Annotated in this window: 16 protein-coding genes; 13 read left to right on the top strand and 3 right to left on the bottom strand. The window is 61.6% G+C overall.

The window, feature by feature from the left end; genetic code table 11:
• The first annotated feature begins 128 nt into the window (after window positions 1-128).
• The 7 genes from glgC to glgB all read left to right on the top strand — a co-directional run bounded on the left by glgC (window position 129) and on the right by glgB (window position 13,214).
• On the top strand, window positions 129-1,388 hold the full coding sequence (gene glgC / locus Q1A06_RS06505; protein WP_299560324.1) for a glucose-1-phosphate adenylyltransferase: 1,260 nt from the start codon (window positions 129-131) through the stop codon (window positions 1,386-1,388).
• The gene (glgA, locus tag Q1A06_RS06500; protein WP_299560321.1) at window positions 1,385-2,830 is read left to right on the top strand and encodes a glycogen synthase GlgA; all 1,446 of its coding nucleotides are present in this window, start codon (window positions 1,385-1,387) and stop codon (window positions 2,828-2,830) included. The genes glgC and glgA overlap by 4 nt, the downstream gene beginning before the upstream one ends.
• Before the next feature lie 27 nt (window positions 2,831-2,857).
• Window positions 2,858-4,936 carry a glycogen debranching protein GlgX gene (gene glgX, locus Q1A06_RS06495; protein WP_299560318.1) on the top strand — a complete coding sequence of 693 codons (2,079 nt, stop codon included), beginning with the start codon at window positions 2,858-2,860 and terminating at the stop codon, window positions 4,934-4,936.
• On the top strand, window positions 4,933-6,936 hold the full coding sequence (malQ, locus tag Q1A06_RS06490) for a 4-alpha-glucanotransferase (protein ID WP_299560315.1): 2,004 nt from the start codon (window positions 4,933-4,935) through the stop codon (window positions 6,934-6,936). The genes glgX and malQ overlap by 4 nt, the downstream gene beginning before the upstream one ends.
• Window positions 6,902-8,533: an alpha-D-glucose phosphate-specific phosphoglucomutase gene (locus Q1A06_RS06485; RefSeq protein WP_299560312.1), complete on the top strand. Its 1,632-nt coding sequence runs from the start codon at window positions 6,902-6,904 to the stop codon at window positions 8,531-8,533. The genes malQ and Q1A06_RS06485 overlap by 35 nt, the downstream gene beginning before the upstream one ends.
• A 47-nt stretch (window positions 8,534-8,580) precedes the next feature.
• Complete coding sequence (locus Q1A06_RS06480; protein ID WP_299560309.1) at window positions 8,581-10,986, top strand: glycogen/starch/alpha-glucan phosphorylase; 2,406 nt, start codon at window positions 8,581-8,583, stop codon at window positions 10,984-10,986.
• A 62-nt stretch (window positions 10,987-11,048) separates the two neighbouring features.
• Window positions 11,049-13,214 (top strand): 1,4-alpha-glucan branching protein GlgB, encoded by a 2,166-nt coding sequence (gene glgB / locus Q1A06_RS06475; RefSeq protein WP_299560585.1) that lies wholly within the window; start codon window positions 11,049-11,051, stop codon window positions 13,212-13,214.
• Window positions 13,215-13,688: 474 nt separating this feature from the next.
• Here glgB and Q1A06_RS06470 read toward each other — a convergent pair whose 3' ends face one another.
• On the bottom strand, window positions 13,689-14,951 hold the full coding sequence (locus Q1A06_RS06470) for a cyclopropane-fatty-acyl-phospholipid synthase family protein (protein ID WP_299560306.1): 1,263 nt from the start codon (window positions 14,949-14,951) through the stop codon (window positions 13,689-13,691).
• A gap of 360 nt (window positions 14,952-15,311) precedes the next feature.
• On the opposite strand from Q1A06_RS06470, the gene Q1A06_RS06465 reads away from it, so the two are divergent.
• Window positions 15,312-15,443 (top strand): hypothetical protein, encoded by a 132-nt coding sequence (locus Q1A06_RS06465; RefSeq protein ID WP_299560303.1) that lies wholly within the window; start codon window positions 15,312-15,314, stop codon window positions 15,441-15,443.
• On the opposite strand, the gene Q1A06_RS06460 is transcribed toward Q1A06_RS06465, so the two are convergent.
• On the bottom strand, window positions 15,436-16,935 hold the full coding sequence (locus tag Q1A06_RS06460) for an AMP-binding protein (RefSeq protein ID WP_299560300.1): 1,500 nt from the start codon (window positions 16,933-16,935) through the stop codon (window positions 15,436-15,438). The genes Q1A06_RS06465 and Q1A06_RS06460 overlap by 8 nt on opposite strands.
• Window positions 16,932-18,086, bottom strand: a complete 1,155-nt coding sequence (locus Q1A06_RS06455; protein ID WP_299560297.1) for an acetyl-CoA acetyltransferase — start codon at window positions 18,084-18,086, stop codon at window positions 16,932-16,934. Before Q1A06_RS06455 ends, Q1A06_RS06460 begins: the two co-directional genes overlap by 4 nt.
• On the opposite strand from Q1A06_RS06455, the gene Q1A06_RS06450 reads away from it, so the two are divergent.
• The 5 genes from Q1A06_RS06450 to Q1A06_RS06430 all read left to right on the top strand — a co-directional run bounded on the left by Q1A06_RS06450 (window position 18,085) and on the right by Q1A06_RS06430 (window position 22,079).
• The gene (locus Q1A06_RS06450; RefSeq protein WP_299560294.1) at window positions 18,085-18,711 is read left to right on the top strand and encodes a LuxR C-terminal-related transcriptional regulator; all 627 of its coding nucleotides are present in this window, start codon (window positions 18,085-18,087) and stop codon (window positions 18,709-18,711) included. The genes Q1A06_RS06455 and Q1A06_RS06450 overlap by 2 nt on opposite strands.
• A 455-nt stretch (window positions 18,712-19,166) precedes the next feature.
• Window positions 19,167-19,604 (top strand): cytochrome c, encoded by a 438-nt coding sequence (locus tag Q1A06_RS06445; RefSeq protein ID WP_299560291.1) that lies wholly within the window; start codon window positions 19,167-19,169, stop codon window positions 19,602-19,604.
• 245 nt (window positions 19,605-19,849) lie between these two features.
• On the top strand, window positions 19,850-21,148 hold the full coding sequence (locus Q1A06_RS06440) for a multicopper oxidase family protein (RefSeq protein ID WP_299560289.1): 1,299 nt from the start codon (window positions 19,850-19,852) through the stop codon (window positions 21,146-21,148).
• Window positions 21,145-21,573, top strand: coding sequence for a cytochrome c (locus Q1A06_RS06435; protein ID WP_299560286.1), 429 nt, complete (start codon window positions 21,145-21,147; stop codon window positions 21,571-21,573). Before Q1A06_RS06440 ends, Q1A06_RS06435 begins: the two co-directional genes overlap by 4 nt.
• Before the next feature lie 101 nt (window positions 21,574-21,674).
• Window positions 21,675-22,079, top strand: a complete 405-nt coding sequence (locus tag Q1A06_RS06430; protein ID WP_299560283.1) for a hypothetical protein — start codon at window positions 21,675-21,677, stop codon at window positions 22,077-22,079.
• Window positions 22,080-22,096 lie beyond the last annotated feature (17 nt).

Below are 22,096 nucleotides of genomic sequence, written 5' to 3'. Positions count from 1 at the left end.
GTCAATAAATAAATAAGAGTGATTTAATTATTGACCGATGCCGGGAGATTTGGCACTAGGGGGGTCAGATTTGAGGGGCCCGGATCGCGATTCGACGCTGGGACACTGCTACCGCGGGGGAATGACCAATGACCGTTTCGACACATAAACTTGCACGCGAGACAATGGCTTTTGTCCTGGCGGGGGGGAGGGGCAGTCGCCTCAAGGAGCTGACTGACATCAGGGCAAAGCCTGCGGTGTATTTCGGTGGCAAGACCCGGATCATCGATTTTGCGCTGTCGAACGCGGTCAACTCCGGTGTCCGCCGCATCGGGGTGGCGACACAGTACAAGGCGCACAGCTTGATCCGTCATCTTCAGCGCGGCTGGAGTTTTTTCCGGGCAGAGCGCAACGAGTCGCTGGACATCCTGCCTGCCTCCCAACGAGTGAACGAGCGAAACTGGTATCTCGGTACGGCCGACGCCGTCACCCAGAACATCGACATAATCGAAGGCTACGCGCCGAAATATATCCTCATTCTGGCGGGCGATCACATCTACAAGCAGGATTATTCGCTGCTGCTCAAGCAACACGTTGAAACCGGTGCGGACGTCACTATCGGCTGTATCGAGGTCCCCCGTGACGAGGCAAGTGCCTTTGGTGTGATGGCCGTCGATGAGCAGGACCGCATCCTGGAGTTCGCGGAAAAGCCTGAAGACCCTGCAGCAATGCCGGGCGACGAAAGCCAGTCCCTGGCGAGTATGGGCATCTACGTTTTCCGGACCGATTTCCTGATCAGTATCCTGCGCGAAGACGCCGCGTCGGAGACGTCCGAGCATGATTTCGGCAAAGACATCATTCCGGCGCTGGTCGCGCAGGGCAATGCGTTTGCGCATCCCTTCAGCCGGTCGTGCGTCACAAATTCGCACGAGCAAAAGGCGTACTGGCGTGACGTGGGAACGCTTGATGCCTTCTGGCAGGCAAACATCGACCTGACCGATTTCGAGCCCGAACTGGATCTCTATGATCAAAGCTGGCCGATCTGGACCTATTCCGAACTGACCGCACCTGCGAAATTCGTACACGATGAAGAGGATCGCCGCGGGATGGCGGTGTCCTCCATGATCGCGGGGGGCTGCATCATTTCCGGGGCGCAGTTGAACAGATGCCTGCTGCACAGCGGCGCACGGGTCAACTCCTATGCGGAGCTGAACGGCGTCGTTGCTCTGCCGAACGTCCAGATCGGTCGCGGGGCGCGGTTGCGGAATGTCATCATTGACCGCTCCGTCGAAATCCCCGAGGGGCTTGTAGTGGGTGAAAACGAAAAGGACGACGCCGACCGCTTTCGGCGCTCGGAAAACGGGATATGTCTGATCACCCAAGGCATGATCGACAAGTTGGCCAAATGACTCTTAAACTGCTCTTCGTCGCCTCGGAATGTGCACCTTTCGTCAAGACGGGCGGTCTGGCCGATGTGGTCGGCGCACTCGGACCCGTGCTGGGCGGGTTGGGCGTTGAATGTCGCGTGGTTTTGCCGCTCTACCGGCAGATCGCGCATCTGGGGCGGGACGCAGCGGTTGTTCTCGATGCGGGATCGCAATTCGGCGGACCGGTGCGCGTTCTGGCAAAGCGAGCGGCCGGCATTGACCTGCTTTTGATCGACGCGCCGCACCTCTATGACCGGCCGGGGCAAATCTATCTGAACGAAGCCGGCGTGGACTGGGCCGACAACCATTTGCGCTTTGGTCTGCTGAGCCGGCTTGGGGCCGATATCGGACGCAAGGGCGTCGCGGGATGGCAACCCGATGTGGTCCACGCGCACGATTGGCAGGCCGGGCTCACACCGGTCTATCTGGGGCAGGCCGACGAGGCCGCACCGCCCTGTGTCCTGACCATTCACAACATCGCGTTTCAGGGAAATTTTCCCGCAACGACCATGGGGGTCCTTGGCCTCGATCCTGCGGGGTTCACGCAAGACGGTTTCGAATACTTCGGCCAGATCAGCTTTCTCAAGGGCGGGCTGATGCAGGCCGACCAGATCACGACCGTCAGCCCGACCTACGCGCGCGAGCTGATGACGCCGGAGTTCGGCATGGGACTCGAAGGAGTTCTGGTCGCGCGCAAGGCCGATCTGTCGGGCATACTCAATGGCATCGACACGACAGCGTGGGATCCCGCCTCGGACCCGGCGCTGGTGCAGACCTATACCAGCCGTACCCTGGCCAGAAAGGTTGCGAACAAACACGCTCTTCAGGAGCATTTCGGACTGGGTGCGGATACGTCTCCGCCGCTCTTTTCCGTCATCAGCCGCCTGTCGGAACAAAAGGGTCTGGATCTGGCACTGCAGGCATTGCCTGCCATTCTCGACAAGGGCGCGCGGTTTGTCCTGCTGGGATCCGGCGCGCCGGAGCTAGAGCACGGGTTTAGGGAGCTTGCCGGACGGTATCCAGGCCGCGTCGGCGTAGAGATCGGGTTCAACGAAGACCTCGCGCATCTGATGCAGGCGGGGGCCGATGCAACGCTGGTCCCGTCGCGGTTCGAACCCTGCGGCCTGACCCAGCTTTGCGCGATGCGCTACGGGACGCTGCCGATTGTGTCGGTGACAGGCGGGCTGGCTGACACGGTGATCGACGCGAACGAGGCCGCTCTCGCTGCAGGCTGTGCGACGGGATTTCAGTTTGCACCCACCACGGCGCTGAGACTGGGCGACGCGCTTGACCGGGCCATGGCACTTTATGCCGACCGGCAGGCGTGGCAAAAAGTCCAGCGTAACGCGATGAAACATCCCGTGGGCTGGGATTCATCGGCCGCGCGTATGGCACGGATTTATCGCACATTGGCGAGGACTTGACCGAAGATGCAGGAAACCGCGCCAATTGTGAGCATTGTTCCAGGCGATCATACCCGCCTCGGAGCGGTCTATGACGGAGACGGTGTAAATTTCGCCGTCTTCTCCGAGAATGCGACACGCATCGATCTGTGCCTGTTCAGCGCAGACGGCCTGCGCGAGACGGCGCGGATTGCCCTGCCGGACCGGACGGGTGCAGTATGGCATGGATGTGTGCCGGGGCTGAAGCCCGGTACGCTCTACGGGTATCGGGCGCATGGTCCCTACGAGCCGCACCGGGGCCATCGGTTCAACCCGATGAAGCTGCTGGCTGACCCTTACGCCCGCGCGTTTCACGGCGAATGGAGAAATGCGAAGGAAACGCTGGGCTATGATCCTGCGGTGTCCGAGCGCGACGCTGCGCCCAGCCAGACCGACAGCGCGCCATTCGTTCCCAAATCCATTGTGCCCGAACCGGAAGCATCATGGAGCGGCACCCCCGCCCCGCGCAGGGACTGGTCCGAAACGGTGATCTACGAGGCCCATGTCAAGGGCCTGACCCAACTGCTGCCCGATGTGCCCGAACACTTGCGCGGCACCTACGAAGCACTTGGCTGCGACGCCGTTATCGCGCACCTGACGGACCTCGGCGTGACAACGCTGGAGCTGCTTCCGGTGCATGCGTTTTTAGACGACGGATTCCTGACCGAGCGGGGTCTGACGAATTACTGGGGGTACAACAGCCTTGGCTTTTTCGCGCTGGAGCCGCGCTATTTCGGGCCAAACGGCGCGGACGGGTTTCGGCAGGCGGTCGACCGGCTGCATGCGGCGGGCATCGAAGTTATCCTCGATGTCGTCTACAACCATACCGCCGAAGGTGACCAGCGTGGACCGACACTTTGTTTTCGGGGTCTGGACAATGCCGCCTACTATAACCTGCAGGCCGGCAACGCGCGCTATTACGTAAACGACACCGGGTGCGGCAATACCGTGGCGGTGAACCATCCTTTCGTGCTGCGCATGGTGCTGGATTCCCTGCGCTATTGGGCCACAGTCATGGGGATAGACGGCTTCCGTTTCGATCTGGCCACCACGCTGGGGCGCGAGGCGCATGGGTTTGATCTGCGCGGCGGCTTCTTCGACGCGATCCGGCAGGATCCGGTGCTCAGCCGGTGCAAGCTGATAGCGGAGCCGTGGGATATCGGTCCGGGCGGCTATCAGCTGGGCGGCTTTCCCGGCGATTGGGCCGAGTGGAACGACCGCTTTCGCGACACCACGCGCAAGTTCTGGCGCGCAGAGCCCCATGCGGCGCAGGAATTGGCCGGCAACCTGCTCGGCACCGCCGCCGTCTTCGATCATTCGGGGCGCAAACCGTTCAGCTCAGTCAACTTCATTGCCGCGCATGACGGCTTCACGCTTGCCGATGTGACGCGCTACCGCGAGAAACACAACGAAGCCAATGGCGAAAGCAATGCCGATGGCCACGGCAACAACCTGTCCGACAACTGCGGTGTCGAAGGCGATACGCGCGATCCAGAGATCCTGTCGCGCCGCGCACAGCGCGCGCGCAACCTGCTGGCCACGGTATTTCTGTCACAGGGCACGCCGATGATATTGGCAGGCGACGAACTGGGCCGTTCGCAAAGGGGCAACAACAACACCTATTGTCAGGACAACGAGACAAGCTGGATCGACTGGGCCGGGGCCGACGCCGATTTCCTGTCTTTTGCGCGGCGGCTGATCGGTCTGCGCCGCGCGCATCCTGTCTTGCGGCAGGGACAGTTCCTGCACGCAAGTCTGCGCGAGGACGGGTTGCCGGATGTTGTGTGGTCAAATCTGGACGGATGCGCCCTGAACTGGCGTGATCCTTCACTCGACCGGTTTTGTCTGCATCTGCGCGGCGTCGCGCAAACGCCGCTGTCCGCCACGGATACGGCCCTGATCGTGGTGAACGGCGGAGAAGCGGACCGGCGTGTCCTGCTCCCCGATCCGGGGACAGACCTGCGCTGGGAGCGCGCGCTGGACACCGCCGCACCGCAAGCGTCCTCCGAATTGGTCTCAAGCCGCTACAGGCAGAGAGTTTCGGGCGAATCCGTCGTTCTGTTCGTCGGCACGGAGGAGACGCCATGACAGACTGGATTTCTCAGCTGTGCACACACGTAGGCGTGCAGGAACAGTACCGTGGATTTGAAGGCCAGGACGTGTTCGTTTCCTACGAGACGCGCATCGCAGTCCTGAACGCGCTGGATCTGGACGTCGCGTCCGAGGCGGATGCGCAGGCAATGCTGCGCCATATGAGGGCCGAAGAAATGCGTCTTCCGCTGCCGCCGGAGGTGATCGTCAGTGCCGGTCAGGCCAGCGCGATACCGCTCGCGCACAAGGCGGCATGGTCGCTGGAAGCCGAAGGCAGCGCCGAGGTTCTGGCGAGCGGGCAGGCGGAGGGACTGCTGTCTCTTCCCGCTTTGCCGCTGGGCATCCACCGTCTGCGGCTGCTTGTCGGCACACGCACCTTCACCACATGGGTCCTGGCCCGGCCCGCCCGGGCCGTGCGCCTCGAAGACCACATGGCACAGCCGCGCATCTGGGGCGTGCTGGCGGCGCTGTACGGTCTGACGAACGGAGATGCCGCACCGATCGGAAGTTACGATCTGCTGGGCGACTATGCCGCGCAGATGGCGGAGCATGGTGCGGATTTTCTGGGCATAAATCCGGTTCATGCGATGGGACCGACGCGGCCTGACGGTCTGATCAGCCCATATTCTCCCAGCCATCGGGCGTTTCTGAACACATGGCATTGCGCCGATCGTTCCGCGCATTCCGGAAATGGCGCGGCGCTTGTGGACTATCCGACAGCCTTGCAGGACAATAAGCACGCGTTAGCGGCGCAGTTTGCCGCGTTCGCCAATCGCCTTGGCGGGACGGCGAAAAATCACGCCTTCGGCGCCTTCGTCGAACGGGCCGGCAGCCCGCTGCACCAGTTTGCACTGTTCGAAGCGCTCGCTGAGATTTATGGCCCTGACTGGCGCGACTGGCCTCCCCGCTACCGCGATCAGGACGCAGACGCGCTTGCAGCGTTCGAGACGGGCAACGCCGACGCGATTGCCCGCAGCAAATGGGCCCAATGGCAGGCCGAACAGCAACTTTCGAAGGCCCAAGCCAAAGCCCGCGATGCCGGGATGCGCGTGGGTCTATATCTCGATCTTGCCGTCGGCCCCCGGCTCGGCGGCGCCGAGACCTGGGCGAAAGATACCTCGCTCGTCACGAGGGCCACCCTTGGCGCACCGCCCGATCCGCTTGGCCCTGAAGGGCAAAGCTGGGGTCTGGCACCGCAATCACCGATCAAAGGCCGCACGGAAGGATATGCCGGCTTTGCCCGCCTGCTGGGCGCAAGTATGCGGCACGCGGGCATGATCCGGATTGATCATGTTCTGGGCCTGATGCGCAGTTTCTGGATCCCGGACGGCTGCTCTGAGGGTGCCTATGTCTCCTATCCTTTCGATGCGCTGCTGGCGGTGGTCGCGATTGAAAGCGTGCGCAACAACGCCATCGTGGTGGGCGAGGATCTCGGCCTCGTGCCCGAAGGATTGCGCGACGAGCTTGCCGCCAATGGGATCTACGGGCTGGACGTTTTGCAATACATGCGCACCCCGGCGGGCGGTTTCGTCGATGCGTCCGACACCCGGCGGCTGGCGATCTGCACCTTCGCCACCCACGACACCCCCACCGTCGCCGGATTTTTCGCAGCCGAGGACGCGCGCGTCCGGCACAGGCTTGGCAGCATCGACGATGCGACGTTCGCGCAGACCCGCGCGGACCGCCAGCGCGCGCGCGAGACACTTGCGACTGCCGATCCCGTGCCGGACATTCACCGCCGCCTCGCCGGCGCGCAGTCAGCCATGGTCGCGATCCAGCTTGACGACATTGCCGAACGGACGTCACAGCAAAACCTGCCGGGCACGGTCGATACCTATCCGAACTGGCAACTCAAAGCACCCTTTACCGTCGAAGACGTCGCCACATCGCGCGCCTTCGCACGGCTCGCGCGCGACATGCGCGCGCAAGGCCGATCAAACCTGAAGCAAATGGAGAAGGAAGATGACCTCTCGGACTGTTCAAACGTCGCCCATTGAAGGGCAGAAGCCGGGCACGTCGGGCTTGCGCAAGAAGACGGCCGTTTTCCGCGAGCCAAGCTATCTGGAAAACTTCGTGCAGTGCATCTTTGACGGCACGGGCGGTGCTGCGGGCAAAACCTATGTCGTCGGCGGCGACGGGCGGTTCTTCAACGCCGAAGCCATCGGCGTGATCATCCGCATGGCCGCCGCGAACGGGGCGGCGCGTCTGATCGTCGGGCAGGGCGGCATCCTGTCGACGCCTGCCGCCTCCAACCTGATCCGTAAATACAAGACCGACGGCGGCATCATCCTGTCCGCCAGCCACAACCCCGGTGGCGAAAATGGTGATTTCGGAATCAAGTTCAACGCCCCGAACGGCGGTCCGGCGCCGGAAAAGATCACCGATGCGATCTTTGCGCGCACACGCGAGATCACCGAATACAGGATTACCGAGGAAGAGGCCGCAGACATCGGCCGGATCGGGACCAGCGTGCTGGGTGCGTGCCGCATCGACGTGATCGACCCGGTGACGGACTACGAGGCGCTGATGCAGGAGCTGTTCGATTTCGACGCCATCGGCAGTCTTTTCGAGCGCGGTTTCCGCATCTGTTTCGATGCCATGCACGCGGTCACGGGGCCCTATGCCACACGCATTCTTGAAGAAACATTGGGGGCGGCGAAAGGGTCTGTGATCAATGCCGTTCCCTTGCCGGATTTCGGCGGCGGCCATCCCGACCCCAATCCGGTCTGGGCCAGTGAACTGGTCGTGATCATGGAAGGTGCGCGGGCGCCGGATTTCGGTGCTGCGTCCGATGGTGACGGAGACCGGAACATGATCATGGGCAAGGGGGCGTTCGTCTCCCCCTCCGACAGCCTTGCGCTGCTGACGGCCTATGCCCATCTCGCACCGGCCTATTCGGGCAAGCTGACAGGCGTGGCGCGTTCCATGCCAACCAGTCGCGCGGTCGACTTGGTGGCCGAGCGGTTGGGTATACCCTGCTTCGAGACACCGACGGGCTGGAAGTTCTTCGGCAATCTGCTGGATGCGGGCAAAGTCACCTTGTGCGGCGAGGAAAGTGCCGGCACCGGATCGGATCACATCCGCGAGAAAGACGGTCTGTGGGCGGCGTTGTTGTGGCTCAACATTCTGGCGCGCGATGGGCGCGACATCGTGCAGCTGCGCGCGGATCATTGGCGCAGCTTTGGCCGCAACTATTATTCGCGCCACGACTACGAGGAAATTCCGACGCAGGACGCCGAAAAGCTGATGACGACGCTGCGCAACCGCTTGCCGGATCTGCCTGGCACGACTGTCGCGGGGATGCAGATCACGACAGCCGATGACTTCGCCTACCGCGATCCGGTAGATGACAGCCTTACGGAAGCGCAGGGCGTGCGCATCGCCTTTGGCGATGGTTCGCGCGTCGTGATGCGCCTGTCCGGCACCGGCACGCAGGGCGCCACGTTGCGGGTCTATCTGGAACGCTTCGTGGGCCGCAGCGGGGATCACGCGCAGGATCTGCAAACGGCGCTGGCCCCGGTGATCGCGGCTGCCGAGACGGTTGCGGACATTACCAAACACACCGGTCGAAGCAGCGCGGACGTCATCACCTGATGTCCCCTGCAGGGCCCAACGAGAACCCATTTCAGACGGGAAACACCATGAGAGATCTCAAAGATACAGGCGCGCTGGCAAGCGCGATCGATTTCCACCTTGCCCACAGCGTCGGCAAGACACCCGACAGCGCATCCCTCACCGATTGGCGGCTGGCGCTGTCGCGTGCGGTGCGCGACAGGCTGATCACGCCGTGGTTCAACGCGACGCACCAGACCTACGCCAAGGATCGCAAGCGGGTCTATTACCTGTCGATGGAATTCCTTCTGGGCCGAATCCTCGAAGACGCCGTGAACAACCTCGGCCTTGAGGATGAGGCGAAAGAGGCGCTCGCGGGGTATGGGGTGAACTTTGCCGCGGTGGTCGGCGATGAGCCGGATGCAGCCCTCGGCAATGGCGGTTTGGGACGGCTTGCCGCGTGCTTTCTGGACAGCCTGTCGTGCCTCGGTATTCCCGCTTACGGCTACGGTATTCGCTATGCGCACGGCCTGTTTCGCCAGTCTTTCGAGGATGGCCGCCAGATCGAGATGGCCGAGGATTGGTTGCGGCACCAACACAACTGGGAATTCGAGCGCTCCGAATGCAACTACGACATCGGGTTCGGCGGCGACGTGTCCGAGATTGGCAGTCGCGCCGTCTGGACACCCGACGACGTTGTTATGGCACAGGCCTACGACACGCCGGTTCCGGGCTGGCGCGCCAGCTGGACCAACACACTGCGCCTGTGGTCGGCCAAGCCCAAGAAGATATTTGATCTTGATCCGTTCAACCGTGGCGAATTCATGCAGGCTGCTGCGCCTGAAGTGTTGGCGGAAACGATCTCGCGCGTGCTGTATCCCGACGACAGCACCGAGATCGGCAAGGAGCTGCGGCTCAAGCAGGAGTTCTTTTTTACCTCCGCTTCCCTGCAGGATCTGATGCGTCGTTTCCTGGCGCATAACGGTGATCTGCGCGCGTTGCCTTCCAAGGTCGCGATTCAGATGAACGATACCCATCCCGCCATCGCGGGGCCCGAGCTGATCCGGCAATTGGTGGACACGCACGGGATAGACTTCGACGCGGCTTTTGACATCGCGCAGGGCTGTTTGCATTACACCAACCACACGCTCTTGCCCGAAGCATTGGAGACGTGGAACGTGCCGCTGATGGGGGCGATCCTGCCGCGTCACATGCAGCTGATCGACCGGATCGACGACCGGCTCGCCCGCGACGTCAAGGCGTCGAAGGCGGACGTCAGCCCGCGTATCGTGTCAGATGGCGATGTGAACATGGGCACGCTTGCTTTCACCTGCGCGCGCAAGGTCAACGGCGTGTCGGCACTGCACACCGATCTGATGAAGCAAACCGTCTTCAGCGATCTGCATGCCGTCTATCCCGACCGTATCCTCAACCAGACCAATGGCGTGACCCCGCGCCGCTGGGTACATGGCTGCAACCCCGGCTTGCGCAATCTGCTCAACGACACCATCGGCACCGGTTGGGTGAGCGATCTCGAGCAGTTGGAACAGCTGACACCGCTTGCGGACGACGCGGCATTCCGCCGGCGGTTCATGACGGTAAAGCAGGCCAACAAACAGCGTCTGGTCGATTGGGTCGCGGACAACATGGGGGTGGCGATTTCGCCCGACGCCATGTTCGACATTCAGATCAAGCGCATTCACGAATACAAGCGCCAGCTGATGAACGCGCTGGAAACGGCGGCTCTCGCCAACACCATCCGCCGCGATCCCGAGGCCGGTTGGACACCACGCGTCAAGATCTTCGGCGGCAAGGCCGCACCGGCCTACATCGACGCCAAGAACATCATCCGGCTGATCAACGACATCGCGAAATCGGTGAACGAGGATCCGATCATCGGTGACAAGCTCAAGGTGATCTATCCGCCCAACTACAACGTCTCGATGGCGGAAATCCTGATCCCGGCAGCAGATCTGTCGGAACAGATCTCGACAGCCGGCAAGGAAGCCTCCGGCACCGGCAATATGAAGTTCGCACTTAACGGGGCCGTGACCATCGGCACGCTGGACGGTGCAAACGTCGAGATCCGCGATCATGTAGGAGACGAGAACATCTATATCTTCGGCATGACGACCGAAGAGGTACAGGCCGCACGTGACGGTTATGTCACGCAGGAATACATCGACCAAAGCCCGATCCTGAGCGAGGTCATCGACCAGATCCGGGACGGGTTCTACTCGCCCGGCGAACCGACGCGCCACTGGCCGGTTCTCGAAAAGCTCATGCGCGACGACTACTTCATGGTCGCGGCAGATTTCGCCGCCTACTGGGACGCGCAGCGCAAAGTCGATGCAGGCTTTGCCGACCGTGACGCCTGGGCGCGCATGGCGGTACTGAACACCGCGCATTCCGGCTGGTTTTCATCGGACCGCACCATTCAGGGCTATGCCGATGACATTTGGGGCGTCTCATCGCTGTTGGAGGATGACAGGTGACAAGCACAGTCTATAAACCGCTGTTCGATACCGCCACGGCGGAGGCACTGCTCAGCGGTGTGATGTCCGATCCGTTTTCGGTCCTCGGCCCGCACAAGAACGGTCGTCGGTGGAGCGTGACGGCGCTGGTCCCCGGTGCGCAATGCGTCGACGTGCTGGACGGCAAGACGGGCAAGGTCGAAGCAACACTCGAACGTCTGGACGGGCGCGGGCTTTTTTCGGGCTTCGTGCGCAAGGGCGTGGCAACGGGCAGCTACCGTCTGCGCGCCCGCAGCGGGGACACAGAATGGGAGCAGGGCGATGCCTACCGCTTTGGCCCGGTTCTGGGCGAGATGGATGAATATCTGATCGCCGAAGGCGCGCACCTTCAGCTTTGGCACCGGATGGGCGCGCATTCGATGATGCACGAGGGGTCCGAGGGCGTCCATTTCGCGGTCTGGGCACCGGCGGCGTCCCGTGTTTCTGTCGTGGGCGCATTCAACCAATGGGACGGACGCAGGCATGTGATGCGCGCCCGTGGCTCGACCGGAATTTGGGAGATCTTCATTCCCGATCTGGGCGAGGGCACCGTCTATAAATACGAGATCCGAGATGCGGCGGGGGCCATTCTGCCGCTGAAGGCGGATCCTGTCGGCTTCGGTGCGGAGCATCCGCCTGAGACGGCCTCGGTGGTGCGTGACCTCAATGGGTTTGAATGGAGCGATGGCGACTGGATGACCTCCCGCGCCGACCGCAACCGCCATGACCAACCGGTGTCGATCTACGAAGTGCATCTGGGGTCTTGGCGGCGCAAGGTCGAGGACGGCAATCGCCCGCTGAGCTATCTGGAATTCGCGTCCGAGCTGGTCGATTATGTCCGCGACATGGGCTTTACCCATATCGAGCTGATGCCGATCTCGGAATTTCCGTTCGACGGTTCCTGGGGATACCAGCCCATCGGGCTTTTCGCGCCGACCATCCGGTTTGGCACGCCCGACGAATTCAGGACATTCGTGAATGCCGCGCACCGGGCCGGACTTGGCGTTCTACTCGATTGGGTGCCGGGGCACTTTCCGACGGACGCGCACGGGTTGGCCAAATTCGACGGCACCGCGCTTTATGAGCACGCCGACCCGCGCGAAGGATTTCACCAGGACTGGAACACACTGATCTACAATTACGGACGCCGCGAGGTGCAGAATTTCCTGTGCGCCAACGCGCTCTACTGGATCAAGGAATTCCACCTTGATGGTTTACGCGTCGATGCCGTGGCTTCCATGCTTTACCGCGACTATTCGCGCAAGGACGGCGAATGGATACCGAACGAACACGGCGGACGTGAGAACCTCGAGGCGATCGCGTTTTTGCAGCGCACCAATGCGCTTGTCTATGGTGCGGATGCCGGTGTGCTGATGGCCGCCGAGGAAAGCACCTCCTTTCCGGGCGTCAGCAAACCCGTGGATCAGGGCGGCCTTGGCTTCGGCTTCAAATGGAACATGGGTTGGATGAATGACACGCTGGATTACATGGGCCGCGACCCGGTCCACCGCGCCCATCACCACCACCAGATGACCTTTGGACTGACTTACGCCTTTTCGGAGAACTTCATCCTACCGATCAGCCACGACGAAGTGGTGCATGGCAAAGGATCTATGCTGTCGAAGATGCCGGGCGAGGGGTTCGATAAATTCGCCGGGCTGCGCAGCTACTATGGTTTCATGTGGGGGCACCCCGGCAAGAAGCTTCTGTTCATGGGGCAGGAGTTTGCGCAGGGCGCTGAATGGAGCCACGAGCGGTCACTCGACTGGCACCTGCTGGATCACGACTGGCACCGCGGTATGCAAGACTGGGTCAGGGCGCTCAATACGTTCTACAGCGAAACCCCCGCGCTTTTCGCCACCGATAGCAGCCCGTCCGGGTTCTACTGGCTAGAGGTAGACCAGTCGGATATGTCCGTCTACGCTTGGGTGCGTCAGGGTGAGAACGGCAAAGATCCGGTGATCGTCGTGTGCAACATGACCCCCGCACCGCGCGAAGGATACCGGATCGGTGTTCCGAACACAGGTCGGTGGGAGGTGGCGCTGAACAGCAATGCGCAGGCCTTCGGTGGATCGGGACACGGGCCTGTCTCGTGTGAGGCGCAGGATATGGCGTGGAGCGGGCAATCGAGGTCGATATCATTCGATCTGCCGGGCAATACCGCGCTGTTTTTTCGCTTGAAAACCGCAGACGACGCTGCCGCGCAATAGTCTTGCGCAGAACCGGCGGCCTGCAGGCATCACTCGCGCGTCCGCGCAGCGCACGGTGCTTGCGGCAGGCCGGTCGGGGAAATTGACATAGATCAACGCCGCGATAACCGGTGCGATCCATGATCCTTTTCATAACCCAGCAGTGATTTCAGAAGCATCTGCGCCCCTAGACAAGTCCCTTGTCGCAGGGGGGCGCAATTACGTTGGGCCTGTCTGCACTGCTATGTCACCTTGCCCGATTGATGGACTTTCTCTTGATCCCGATGGTGCGGCCCGTCGCCGCCCAGCCCGGAGGTTTGCAGAGCCGCATGGGTTGCGGATGTCTGCTGCACGGCGCCGACGCTTTTGTAGCGACACCCGATCTCCCCCTGTCATGTACTGGTATTCGACCCTTCGCATGCGATCCGTCGACACGTGCGGTCCGACATTTTGGTCGTTTGATAAGCCGATGTGAGACCGCAAAGAGGGGCCGGATCACTGAAGGTCGCGAGCGTCCCGCGCACGCGGAAAATGCTCCGTCGGTCCGGTATCGTACAGATAGTCGCGGGTCAGCGGTACGGCATCGACGCGTCGGGACAACTGGATCTGGAAAACGGCCTGTGGCGCATGGCGGAATGTCTGCTCGGACGCAGCAAGATAGAAACGCCACATCCTCGTGAAACGTGCGTCATAAAGCGCGCGGACTTCTGCCTCGTGGGCGCGGAACCGATCAAACCAGTGGCGCAAGGTGTATGCATAGTGCAGTCGCAGACATTCCATGTCCGTGGGCCACAGATGGTTGCGCTCGACCGCGGTCATCATCTCGGAGAGAGCGGGAATATAGCCGCCGGGGAAAATGTATTTCTTCAGCCAGGGGTTGGTAGCCTTGGGCGGGCCGGCCCAGCCGATCGTGTGTATCAATGCGATACCGTCCGGTGACAGCAGGTTTCGGATCCCGGCAAAGAAATCGTTGTAATGACGCAGACCGACGTGTTCGAACATCCCGACAGACACGATCCGGTCGAATGTGCCTTCGACCTGACGGTAATCGCACAGCCGAAACTCGACCCGGTCGGACAGGCCTTCGCGGCGGGCCCTTTCGGTGGCGAACGTGTGCTGCTCCTCGGACAGTGTGATGCCGACCACCCGCGCACCGTGATCCCGCGCGAGCGTCAGCGCCATGCCGCCCCAGCCACACCCGATATCGAGGACCGTCATGCCGGGCTCGATCATCAACTTGCGTGCGATATGCGCCTTTTTGTCCCTCTGCGCCTGGTCGAGCGTCACGTCCGGGCTGCGGAAATATGCGCATGAATACTGCCGGTCGGCATCCAGAAACGTATCGAACAACGCTGCCGAAAGATCGTAGTGATGCGCGGCGTTCCGGCGTGCCCTGGGCAGCGGATTCTTCTGCGCAAGCCCGCGCAAGGCCGCGCGCGCCCTTTCCGTGAGTTTCTGCCACCAGACCGGATGCGCATCCGCGTGCCGGACATTGCGCACGATGATCGCGAGCAGACCTTGCACGTCATCATCTTCGATGACGAGCGTTTCGTCCATGTAGCTTTCGCCCAGAACAAGTTCGGGGTTCACCACCAGCTTTCTGAGTAATGCGGGATCAAGAAGCCGCACCGTGACCGGGGTGTCGGACGTCTCTCCGTAGGTGTGGATATCTCCTGTCGGCATGATGACGCGCAGCGATCCGAATTGGACCAGACTGCGCAGCAACCTATCGAGCGCGTGTTGCCAAAACCCGGTCATCGCTCAACCGCCCCTTTGATCGCCACCGTAAATGGACGTAGCCTCGCAGCGGACTCCATGCGCGATGCAACGGCGCAGATGGTCTGCTTTTGCAGCCCGGTAACAAGGTGTCTTGTTGCACTTTGTTCGCACATGCACAAAACGTAGCGCAGCGCGCGCCGGCGTGCGAGATCTGCATCAGTCTTCCGCTTGATAACCCTTCCGCCGTATTGGTGCTTCGGTCCAGTCGGGTCAGATGAAATTGACCGCAGGACCACCCGTTTGGCAGCCGATACTGATGTGCGGATGGCTGCAATGTTGCAACGGCGATCCGTCCCATTCCAATCTGGCATCTTTACTGTCAACGCCCCGAAATCGCACATGTCGGCGTCGAAAGCCCACACCTCGGGCGCGTTACCCGCACGCATTTGCGAAATCCCCGAAAAGGACCACCCCGATGCCCTGCACGAACCGGACATGATCGCAGTCTCTCCTGTCGGACAAGTCATGTGATCTTCTCCTCTGTCAACCGGGCGCGCAGCTCAGTCTTGAGCACCTTGCCATAGTTGTTCTTGGGCAGATCCGGCACGAAGACATAGTTTTTCGGCCGTTTGAACCTTGCAATCCGCTCGAGGCAGTGCGCGTCAAGGTCCTGCGGGTCGGCGCCGCCGACCACGAAGGCGATGACTTCCTCTCCCCATTCTGGGTGGGGCCGGCCCACCACCGCGACCTCGGACACGTCGGAGTGGGACAGCAAGACCTCTTCCACCTCGCGCGGATAGATGTTCGAACCGCCCGATATGATCATGTCTTTCGAGCGGTCCCGCATCGTGACATAGCCGTCTTCATCCATCGCGCCCATATCACCGGTCCAGAGCCAACCGTTTCGGATCGTCTGCTCCGTCGCTTCGGGATTTTGCCAATACCCTTTCATTACGGTCGCGCCCCTTACGGCGATCTCTCCGGTTTCGCCTGCGGGACATTCGGCACCGGTTTCATCGAATATGCGCACCAGAACGGTACTTTGCGCGGTTCCGACCGAATTGAGCCGCGCGCGCCAACGCGGGTGGTCGCGGTCGGTGACGTCTTGGCGGGGCAGCACGGTGATGCCCATCGGACATTCACCCTGGCCATACACCTGCACAAAGCGCGCACCCATTGTGTCGACCGCATCCAGGATATCGGCCTCGTACATCGGGCCGCCCGCATAGGTGATCGTGCGCAGGCCCTCGCCGGTCTGGCCCGTGGCGCGCGCATGATCCACCAGTCGGCGCACCATCGTCGGAGCCGCAAACATGGATATGCTGCCAACCGATTTTCCATGCGCCAGTATTTCGCCGGGATCGAAACCGCCGCTTTGCGGCACCACATGACGCGCGCCGCGCATGACATGCATGAAATTGTAGATACCCGCCCCGTGCGACATCGGTGCGGCATAGAGGATGGCATCGTCGGGCAGCACGTCGTCGACGTCGGCGAGATAGGAATAGGCCATGGCCGCGATGTTGCCGCAGGTCATCATGACACCCTTGGGTTTCCCCGTTGTGCCCGAAGTGTAGAACAACCACGCCATGTCGTCGGGGTCCAGCACCACAGGACGCGACATTGGATCGAATGACAAAAGATTGTCCCACGCCGCTCCGTCCACCGAAATCCATTGTCCCGACAGGTCGGGCCCCAGCTTGTCGTCGCTCAGCGTGAGGTCAGCGCCGGCATTTTCGATAATCCAGTCGGCCTCTTTGGGGTGCAGCTTTGCATTAATCGGCACTGCCACCGCGCCACAGAACCAGACGCCGTACAGCGCGATCAGATATTCGATCCGGTTGCCCATGAAGATGGCCACCCGGTCCCCCTGTTCGACGCCCTGCGCCACCAGCCCTGTACCAAGCCGCGCCGCCGCGTCGCGAAAACCGACGTAGTCCATGACGGGCTGGTCCGCTGAAAGAAGGGCAGGGCGCGCACTGTCACGCAGCGCGGTGCGGTGCAGCCACTCGGCGGGGTTCATGGCCGGGCCTCCAGAATGGAGCAGTAGTTGGCAACGCCAGATCCACCCATGTTGAACACTGCTGCCAGCTCAGCCCCCGCCTTTTGTAGCGGGCCTGCCTGTCCGGTAACCTGTTGCGCTGCCATGACATGCATGGAAACCCCCGTCGCCCCGACCGGGTGTCCCTTTGCCTTCAGCCCGCCGGACAGGTTCACCGGCAGGCGACCGTCCGCCAGCACCGTGCCATCGCCCATTGCACGGGCACCCTCACCGATGGGGGCCAGGCCCATGGCCTCGTAGATCATCAACTCCGCAATCGTGAAACAGTCGTGCACCTCGGCGAGATCCAGATCATCGACGGTGATGCCGGCTTCGTCATAGGCCAGCGCAAAGGCGCGGGCGGCACCCTCAAGGCGCGTCATGTCGCGGCGCGACAAAGGCATCACGTCGTTGACCTGCCGCGCGGCACGAAAACCTGCGGCATATTCGAACCCACCGCGATCCTCGCAGACCATGACCAGGGCCGCGGCCCCGTCCGATATCAGCGAACAGTCGGTCAGCCGCAGCGGCGGCGCGATCATCGGGTTCTTCTCGCTCGGGGTGTTGCAAAATCCGAAGCTGACCTCGCGGCGCATCTGGGCAAGCGGGTTGGACATCGCATTGGCGTGGTTCTTGACCGCGATCCTCGCAAGCGTTTCGGAATGATCGCCATAGGCCTGAAAATACCCGCTCGCGATCCGCCCGAAAATCTGCGGAAAACTCACTCCCGCCTCTTCAGCCTGATAAGATGCCCCCGCGAGCGCCTTTGTGACACCTTTCGTATCGAGCGCGGTCATCTTTTCCGCGCCGATCACCAGAACGGTGCGCGCCGACCCGGCCCGAATGGCGTCGCGCGCGGCATAAACGGCCGCGGACCCCGAAGCACAGGCGTTTTCAACCCGTGTCGCGGGCGTAAAGCGCAGGCTGTCATCCATGCCAAGGACCAACGAGGACGCAAAGGCATCGGGGACCATCCCGCTGTTGAAATGTCCAAGCCAGATACCGTCGATCTCGGCGGGATCGACGCCAGCCATCTCGATCGCCTGTGCGGCGGCACTTTTGATCAGATCCTCGACATCTTGCTCCAAAGCGCCGAAGGGGGTGTGGTTCCAGCCAACAATTTTCGCATCCATGCTTGTCTCCTTTGGTTCATTGGGAGACTATCGCGCGAGCCGCGACGGCGTGATCCGTGAAATTACCTATACGCGCATGAAAAATGAATTTGAAACTCTCGCATTCGATCATGCGCCCCTGGGGCTGATCTATGCCGAAAACCGCACGATCCGTCGGTGTAATGACCGGTTGGCCGAGATGTTCGGCTATCGTGTGAACGATCTGGAAGGGTGTTCTTTTTCAGTGCTGTATCCGACCACGGAGGAATTTCGGCGCATCGGAAACCTCGGGCTGGCCAAGATGCAGGACACGGGCCGCTACGAGGACGAACGGATTATGCGCCGCCGCGATGAAACGCATCTCTGGTGCCGTGTGCGCGGACAGTCGCTCGATCGCGAAAATCCCTTTGCCCGGTCTGTCTGGAGCTTCTCGGACATTTCAGCGCACCGCCCGACCGCAGAAATGACGGTGCGCGAACGGCAGGTGGCCAAGATGATGGCAGAAGGGCTTACCAGCAAGGAGATCGCGCGCGGGCTTGGTATATCACCGCGAACGGTGGATGTGCATCGTGCGCGGTTGCTGGAGAAATTCAGCGCCCGCAATTCGCTGGAACTGATCGCACGGCTCACCGGATTGCCGATATAGGATCGGCATCCGATTTCGGCTGGGGTGGAGCAGCATGAACCGCTGGTGCGGTGCGGTGGTCCGTCCCGGACAGACGAGCCTAGCGGACTTTCGCGCCACACGTCACGATGAGATCAACTCTCCCATCCTGAACACCCGAACGCCGCGAAGTAGCCGCCGCCGCGTATAATACGCGTCAAAACCACACCATGATCGGGCGTGCCCCCCCCGGGTGACCTTGGCAACGTCTCAGTTACCGGTTCGTTCTGTTGATCGCGGCAGGATTCAATCGCATTTTCGTATATGCCCGCGCCACGTCGCAAATGCACGACAGCGTCGATCACGTTTTTTCCGTCATGCCGTAAGCGGTGGTTCAGCGCGTTCTCGGTTGTGTCGAATGGAGTGATTTGAGGCTTGACCTTCCACCCGCTGGAACACCTAACAGTGCCTCGAAACAGCAAATTGAGGCGAACAGAGTGTTGAAAACCATTGCGATTACGGGGGCGATCATCATCGCGCTGGGCGTCGGGGCGACCTTTCTGCCGCTCGGGGACGATCCTGTTACCGGCAATTCGGGTGAACCATCGGACGTTTCCGACATCGCGCACGTCACGCTTCCCGACACCCTGACGCAAAACGCGCAGATCGGGCAGCGGGCGTATGAGGCGAATTGTGCCGCGTGCCACGGTATCAATGCGGCAGGGCAGGAGGGGGTCGCACCGCCGCTTGTTCACACCATCTATGAGCCAAGCCACCACGCGGACGAGAGTTTTCAGCGGGCCGTCGCCCTCGGCGTACGGGCGCATCACTGGCCGTTTGGCAATATGCCGGAGGTCGAGGGGCTGACACGCGGTGATGTGACACTGATCACGGCCTACATTCGGGAATTGCAACGCGCGAACGGGATCGACTGATGTCTCATGGGCAAACGCCTATGCGCGATAGTCTTCGTGTCGGGATGCGCGTCGTGCGGCCAGCATGAACCCAACCCACGGTGCCGCAGCAGCACATAAACCGTGCGACAGCATGTTTATCGCCAGGCCATTTCACCACTCTGTCCCGCCCGCGCTCCAATGCTTTGGAGTGGAAAGACACTGCTTCGGCGGCGGCGTTCACGGCAGACCTGACATCAAATTCGTTCTACCAACGTGAGTTTCACATGAAGAGACGGCAATTTCTGGCTTCCACCTGTGCGCTTGCGATGCTACCGCGCACGGTCTTCGCGACGCAAGAGCCAATCAGCCTCAGAGCTGAAGCGGTGATGCAGCAAGTTCTGCCCGCCGGAGACGGACGCACATCCATGCTTGGCTTCAACGGTTCGATGCCGGGTCCGGAGCTTCGGCTGCGCCGGGGGCACAAGGCGGAGATCGAGGTGGAAAATGCACTGGAGGAAGGCACTGCCGTCCACTGGCACGGGATCCGGCTGGACAACATGATGGACGGGGTTCCGGTGCTGACGCAGGAACTGGTCCAGCCGGGCGCGCGCATGACCTATAGCTTCGTGCCCCCGGATTCCGGCACCTACTGGTATCACTCGCATTACATTTCTCACGAGCAAGTGGCCCGTGGCATGATGGGACCGCTGATTGTCGAGGACGATGTGCCGCCGGACGTAGACCACGACATCACGGTCCTCCTTGCAGACTGGCGGATCCGCGAGGACGGCACACTCGTCGACGAATTTGCCGATATGCACAGTGTTGCTCATGGCGGCTATATGGGAAATTTCGCGCGGGGGTTTTTGTCCCGGTCGCAGGTGCGCAAGGGCGACCGCATCCGGCTGCGGCTGATCAATGCGGCCACCAATCGGATTATTCCGTTAAGGATCGGCGGTGCGGCCGGATCTGTCGTAGCGCTCGACGGGATGGCGCTGCCCGTGCCGCGCGCGGTGTCCGACATCACGCTGGCACCCGCACAGCGGGCCGACGTGATCGTCGATGTGCAAGAGGCTGTCGCCTTTGACATGCTCACCCGCGACGGAACATACCGTCTGGCCGATCTGGCTATCGCGGGCGTGAACACTGCGCGACAACCGGGCCCGATCTCGGCACATGCCCCGCCGGTTCTGCCGAAACCGGGCACGCCGACGCAGCATTTTACCTTGTCGATGATGGGCGGTGCCATGGGCGGGCGGCACGGTGGTGACAACATCTGGGCCTTCAACGATGTCTCGGATCTGCAACCACATCCTTTCGGGAAGTTCCAGCGGGGCGAGACGGTTCGGATAACGCTTGTCAACGACACGTCTTTTCCCCACGGCATCCATCTGCACGGGCATCATTTTTACGAAGTCGACGCGGACGGTGGTCTTGGCGATCTGCGTGACACGACGTTGGTGAATGCGCGCGCCAGCCGCGACATCATCTGCGTCTTTGACAATCCGGGAAAATGGCTGCTGCACTGCCATATGCTCAGCCACGCGGTGGGGGGCATGCGTACGTGGGTTGCGGTCGCATGAGACACCTGACGATGGTTCTGCTGCTTTGTGGCACCGCTGCAAACGCCGATCACGAACTGGAGAACCGCGACCTCACGGCGGGCCGCGCGCTTTATGTGACACAGTGCGCGTCCTGTCATGGTGTGCAACTGGAAGGTCAGCCGGATTGGCGCGCGGCAGGCGCTGATGGTGTCCTTCCTGCGCCGCCACATGATGCTTCGGGGCACACATGGCATCACGCCAACGCGGCGCTGTTCGACTATACCAAACAGGGCGGTCGAGCCGCCTTGGCTGCGATGGGCGTCGTTGACTTCAACAGTGGCATGCCCGGTTTCGAAGGGGTGTTGTCGGACGACGACATCTGGAGCATCCTTGCCTACATCCGCTCCACATGGCCTGAGACGAAGCGTGACCTGCAGGCAAGTCGGAACCCAAAGCATAAGTAGTTCTAGAGACGGTCCGCGCCGCTGCCCGGTCACGAAAAAGTTGAAAACCTTCCTGCGCTGGATGCATTGACAGGTAATGGCAAGTCGCCCACACGAGTGACATGAGGACGCTGATCTCCATATTAACACTCGTGAAAACGCTGGCCTGCGCGGCGTTCGTTTTTGCTTTGGTGCTGCTTCCGCCCTCCGCATCCCATGCGGCCGCCGGCATGCATAACGGCCATCATGCCGTTCCTGATGGGCCAATGCACAGTGTCGCAAAGCAGGACCGGGATGGACCGCGTCCGGTTCTGTCCGGTGAGCGGTGTGGGTCCATTGCCGACCCGGCAGGTCAGGACCATACCCCCGGTGAATGCTGTAGCGGGATCTGCGGTTCCGTCGCCCTCAACGAGGTCGTGCCGATGGTTGTCGAGCACACCGAGGGGGACAGTTTCGGTCTTCTTCGAGAGCAGGCAAGCTCGGTTGAACCCTCTGGCTTTCTGCGTCCTCCCCAACACCTGATCTGATCACCGGCTCCCAGCTT

This window comes from uncultured Sulfitobacter sp. (assembly GCF_947497275.1).
Lineage (GTDB): Bacteria > Pseudomonadota > Alphaproteobacteria > Rhodobacterales > Rhodobacteraceae > Sulfitobacter.
Note: the sequence above shows the minus strand (reverse complement) of the source record. Positions and strands in the feature narration are given on the sequence as shown.